The sequence below is a fragment of the Mucilaginibacter sp. genome (assembly GCF_035492695.1).
Taxonomy (GTDB): Bacteria; Bacteroidota; Bacteroidia; order Sphingobacteriales; family Sphingobacteriaceae; genus Mucilaginibacter.
The window spans coordinates 1-4454 of sequence record NZ_DATJJC010000028.1 but is presented as its reverse complement, the minus strand read 5'-3'; the positions used below and the strand labels follow the sequence as shown (position 1 = coordinate 4454).

The following is a 4454-nucleotide window of genomic DNA, read 5'->3' as shown; positions in this document are numbered from 1 at the left end:
AAATCAATACCATCCTGATAGGTTTTGTTTTTCAGAATAGCCATACGGGTTTCCAGATCAGGCACTTGCAGATCGGCGCTCAGTCCCCATTTAAATCTTGACAATAAGCGCTCCTCTAAACCGGCAAGGTCTTTAGGTGCTTTATCAGAAGTAATAATGAGTTGCTTACCTGATTGATGCAGGTGGTTAAAGATATGGAAGAAGAAGTCCTGTGTTTTTTCTTTACCGGCAAAGTTGTGCACGTCGTCCATGATCAGCACATCAATAGCCTGGTAAAAATTCACAAAATCATTAATGTTATTATGCTTTAAGGCATCAACAAATTGCTGCGTAAACTTCTCGCACGATACATATAACACCAGCTTATCCGGCAGCGTACGTTTAATTTCATTACCAATAGCCTGGGCCAGGTGAGTTTTACCCAAACCTACGCCACCGTAAATCATTAACGGGTTAAATGAAGTACCACCCGGTTTAGCAGCCACCGCATAACCAGCAGAACGGGCAAGACGGTTGCAATCGCCCTCAACAAAATTCTCGAAGGTATATTGACGATTTAGTTGCGGATCGACATTCAGCTTTTTCAGTCCGGGAATAACAAACGGGTTCTTGATATCCTTATTTATAGAAATAGGGATCGGCATCGACTGATTTTTTGATTCGGCGCCGTTTCCGTTTGATGGCATATTAGTAGTATACGGTTTACTGGTTGATGATTGCTCAACCACTATATTATATTCTAAACGGCCATCTTCGCCCAATTGTTTCTTAATGGTTTTGCGCAGCAGCTGAACATAATGCTCCTCCAGCCATTCATAAAAGAATAAACTTGGCACCTGGATGGTCAGAACGCTACCTTCCATACGTAATGCTTTAATTGGCTCGAACCATGTTTTAAAGCTCTGCGCAGGTATATTATCTTTTATGATTTGGAGACAGCTATTCCAGACGTTTGTACAAGTTTTTTCCATTACGGTGTTCTAACTAAAATATTGATTTTCAACCCCCCAGCGACACATTCATTGGGATTGCTACGGAACATCGAATATTCGAAAAAAAAGCGAAGTAAAAAATTCTTTTTTCACTTTTTATGAAAATAAATATTGAAAAAAGTGCTGGATTTTTTGTAGTTTTTTGGAGTGAAAAAAGTATATTTTGCCCACTTATCAACATGTTTATAACCTTACTCACAATAAACATTGCATTTACAGATGTTTAGGCCGATTATTTATCTTATTACTCAAAGTCTGCACGCGCACTCAATGGCTTACGATGGAGATGATCTTGCCATACAGATCCGGACTTATTAACAATTATATTCCTGATTGCTCTAATATTCTCCAAAAACACCACGAAAAACGTCCGAAATCTCACCCAAAGTAGCGTAACTTTCAACTGCCGATAATATCGATGACATTAAATTAGAATTTCCCTGGGCAGCAACCTTCAGATCTTTGAGTTTTTCGACCACCAAATCGTTGTCCCGACTAGCTTTTAAAGCCTTGATTTTTTCTATCTGTTGCAGGCGGATAGTATCGTCAACCCTGAACACGTTGGCCATTGGTGGCTCTTCTTTCACAAACTTATTTACGCCGACAATGATGCGCTCGCCAGCCTCAATTTCATTTTGATATTGGTAAGCGGCATGGGCAATCTCCTGCTGGATGTAATCCTGCTCAATGGCCTTTACCGAGCCGCCCATGGCGTCTATCTTATTTATATATATATAGGCAGCGGCCTCAAGCTCGTTGGTCAACGCTTCTATAAAGTATGAACCCGCCAACGGATCGACCGTATCGGTGACGCCGCTTTCAAACGCAATGATCTGCTGGGTGCGTAAAGCAATCTGCGCGGCGGCCTCAGTTGGTAACGATAGGGCCTCGTCATAACCATTGGTATGCAGCGACTGCGTACCACCCAAAACCGCGGCTAGGGCCTGCGTAGTGGTGCGTACTATATTATTCATAGGTTGCTGCGCGGTGAGCGTCGAGCCCCCTGTTTGACTGTGGAAGCGCAGCTTCTGTGCGCCGGGATCAGTAGCGCCAAGTTCTTTGGTAATGTTGGCCCACATGCGGCGTGCTGCTCTGAACTTGGCTATCTCCTCAAAAAAGTTATTGTGGCAATTAAAGAAGAAGGACAATCGCCTGGCGAATACATTTATGTCCAAACCTTTGCTCAGCGCAGCCTTTAAATAAGCCTTACCGTTAGCCAGCGTAAAGGCCAGCTCCTGTACCGCTGTCGACCCTGCTTCGCGAATATGATAGCCGGATATAGATATGGTGTTCCATTTAGGCAACTCTTTACTGCAATACTCAAAAACATCGGTAATTAACCGCATGGACGGCGCCGGCGGATATATATAGGTACCGCGCGCGGCGTATTCCTTTAATATATCGTTCTGTATAGTTCCGGATAATTGCTTTAAATCTGCGCCCTGTTTTTTTGCTAACGCGATATACATGGCCAGCAGAATAGAAGCCGTGGCGTTGATAGTCATGGACGTGGTGATATCAGCCAGCTTTATACCATCAAATAAAATCTCGATATCCTTCAGCGAATCAATAGCCACCCCTACTTTACCCACCTCGCCTTCGGCAAGCTCATGGTCTGAGTCATAACCGATCTGTGTAGGCAGGTCAAACGCCACCGACAAACCCATAGTACCCTGACTGAGTAAATAATGATAGCGTCTATTCGATTCTTCGGCGGTAGAGAAGCCGGCGTACTGGCGCATTGTCCAGGGCTTTCCGCGGTACATATCCTTTTGTATGCCGCGGGTATATGGAAACTCGCCGGGAAGTTCATTCATATTTGAAGGCTCGGTATAAACCTCCTTAATCTCGATGCCCGATGTAGTTTTCCGTTTTTGAGCCATCGCCTTCTAAAATAATTGCTCCAGTTCCTTGCGGATCAAAGCCAAACCGGCATCGTACGGATTATTTTCAGATGCGCTGATGTGGGTAAGTACAGCACGGCTAAATTCTAAACCGGTTGCGGTTTCAGGCAGATCCTTAATGGCATTATTAGCTACGGCTAGTGTTTCTTCTTTTAAGCGCTTAACAATGGCCCACGTAGCCGGGCTTACGTAGATCTGCTGTGTTACGTTGTGTTGGTACTCATTGCGCAGTTCGGCCACAATCAGCATATATAATTCGGCAGCCGAGTAGTCGGGGTTATTCATGCGCACCAGCATATTGGCCGGATTTATTCTTTCAATAAATAACACCACCCGCTCATAAGCCTGCAGGCGCAGCGGCAAAGTTTGCCCGCTGATGGTTTTTTTCAATTCGGCAAGCTGTATATTTTCATTGCGGTCAAGGTATGGCCTTAGCAGATAAAAGGCTATCCACACCACACCCAGGCCGGCTACGGTATATTTTACAATGTCTAATAAAAAAGGATAATACGTCATCATTTAATTTATGTTAGGCACAAGTCATAAATAGGGGCACCGAAACAAAAATCCGCATTTTACATTATATTTGTGTAGTTAATTAAAAATAAGATGAGTACTGCTGTTGAAACCGCACCGGTAACTGTTACCGAAAGAGCCGTTAAAGAACTACATAAATTAAAAGATCAGCAAGAAATAAGCGACGATTTTGGTCTGCGTATTGGCGTTGAGGGTGGCGGCTGTGCCGGCATGAACTACGTTTTAGGTTTTGACCAGAAAAAAGACGGCGACCAAGAATACAACATTGAAGGCCTGCGCGTGTTCATGCACAAAGCACATGGCATGTACCTGTTAGGTATGGAGATTGATTTTCAGGACGGCCTGAACGCCCGTGGTTTTACATTCAACAACCCTAATGCCGCCAAAACCTGCGGTTGCGGAACATCGTTCTCTGTATAGAGACAAGATTCAAGAGTCAAGATATAGAAAAGGCGCTGAGAAAAATGTCAGCGCCTTTTCATTTATACAAATTCAAAGTCTTGATTCTTGGCTCTTGACTCTTGTCTCTATTTACTGCCTTTCAAAGTTTCCTTCACGCTACCGCAATTCAGCATGGATTTACCATAGTACGGGTTTTCAATAGCTTGCTTATCGCTTAGCCAATTAGCTTTTTTCATGGGGCAATATTGCCAGTAGAACGGCGATGCATTTACCGGGAAGGCTTTCAAGACTGCATATACGTTTTTTGATAACGAAGCAAAGTGCTCACGCTGGTGATCAATAGCGCCACTCTCGCTGATATGTCGGCTGTCGAAACTTAGTTTGTCGGCATAGCTTTTCCAGGTGGCCTGCTCTTTTGCGGTCATGTCTTTTGTTTGCATCGCGGCTATATCGTCGTTCAATGTCTTGGCTTTTTGTCGTGCCGTTGCATTATCATCGGCTACCAAAGCATTTTTTAGCTCTATATATGTGCCTAATACATTATTGATAGACGTGCCGACACTGGTTTGTGCCCTGCTATAAGTGGCAAAGCTTAATAGAACAAGCAGCGCCACCATTG

Annotated in this window: 5 protein-coding genes; 1 reads left to right on the top strand and 4 read right to left on the bottom strand. The window is 43.9% G+C overall.

All coding sequences use genetic code 11. The features are described 5' to 3' along the window. The 3 genes from VL525_RS18070 to VL525_RS18060 all read right to left on the bottom strand — a co-directional run. Window positions 1-971 (bottom strand): chromosomal replication initiator protein DnaA (locus tag VL525_RS18070; RefSeq protein WP_325388439.1); only part of this gene is annotated, 971 nt, incomplete at its 3' end. Window positions 972-1330: 359 nt separating this feature from the next. Then, the gene (locus VL525_RS18065) at window positions 1331-2875 is read right to left on the bottom strand and encodes an acyl-CoA mutase large subunit family protein (protein WP_325388438.1); all 1545 of its coding nucleotides are present in this window, start codon (window positions 2873-2875) and stop codon (window positions 1331-1333) included. Window positions 2876-2881: 6 nt separating this feature from the next. Then, window positions 2882-3415 (bottom strand): hypothetical protein, encoded by a 534-nt coding sequence (locus VL525_RS18060; protein WP_325388437.1) that lies wholly within the window; start codon window positions 3413-3415, stop codon window positions 2882-2884. A 90-nt stretch (window positions 3416-3505) separates the two neighbouring features. On the opposite strand from VL525_RS18060, the gene VL525_RS18055 reads away from it, so the two are divergent. Continuing rightward, the gene (locus VL525_RS18055; RefSeq protein WP_325388436.1) at window positions 3506-3853 is read left to right on the top strand and encodes an iron-sulfur cluster assembly accessory protein; all 348 of its coding nucleotides are present in this window, start codon (window positions 3506-3508) and stop codon (window positions 3851-3853) included. Window positions 3854-3960: 107 nt separating this feature from the next. On the opposite strand, the gene VL525_RS18050 is transcribed toward VL525_RS18055, so the two are convergent. Beyond that, on the bottom strand, window positions 3961-4454 hold a 494-nt coding region (locus VL525_RS18050), incomplete at its 5' end, for a DUF3347 domain-containing protein (protein WP_325388435.1).

Bases quoted from the DNA above. Each gene is read 5' to 3' on its own strand.
- VL525_RS18060 (WP_325388437.1), bottom strand. From the start codon at position 3,415: ATGATGACGTATTATCCTTTTTTATTAGACATTGTAAAATATACCGTA.
- VL525_RS18065 (WP_325388438.1), bottom strand. From the start codon at position 2,875: ATGGCTCAAAAACGGAAAACTACATCGGGCATCGAGATTAAGGAGGTT.
- VL525_RS18055 (WP_325388436.1), top strand. From the start codon at position 3,506: ATGAGTACTGCTGTTGAAACCGCACCGGTAACTGTTACCGAAAGAGCC.